Source organism: Snodgrassella sp. M0110, assembly GCF_016101465.1.
In the GTDB taxonomy this organism is placed as follows: Bacteria; Pseudomonadota; Gammaproteobacteria; order Burkholderiales; family Neisseriaceae; genus Snodgrassella; species Snodgrassella alvi.
Genome location: NZ_JACFQM010000030.1, coordinates 1 through 466 on the forward strand (window position 1 = coordinate 1; position 466 = coordinate 466).

Consider the following 466-nt stretch of genomic DNA (forward strand, 5'->3'; position numbering starts at 1 on the left):
GAAGAAGATTAATAAATTATTTTAGCTCACAATAAAAAATCTCAAAAATATTCAAATGACGTATAATAAATATACACCCGTGAACTGTTAAATAATCCTGTTACGATGCCGAATATGGCCAGACCGAAGTGCGTATCGAACAGCTGAACCATACTGAACGCTACGGCTACGTCTACGATGCCCTCGGCCGGCGGATTGAAAAACACCAGCTGGACCGTGACGGCAAACCATGTAACCGCACCACCTTCCTGTGGGACGGGATGCAGATGATTCAGGAAAGCGGCGCAGACAAACGGCAGAGCCTGTATCTGTATACTGGTGAAGGCTGCTATGAACCGCTGGCGCGGATAGACAGAAACGGTAATCAAGAACAACACATCTACTACTTCCATACCGACCTGAACGGCATGCCGGAAGAACTGACGGATGAGACCGGTGAAATTGTGTGGGAATGCTCATACCAGCT

General features: G+C 47.0%; 1 protein-coding gene. It reads left to right on the forward strand.

What is annotated here, in order from left to right; translation table 11 throughout:
- Window positions 1-128 precede the first annotated feature (128 nt).
- On the forward strand, window positions 129-466 hold a 338-nt coding region (locus H3T84_RS12615), incomplete at its 3' end, for an RHS domain-containing protein (protein ID WP_198219324.1).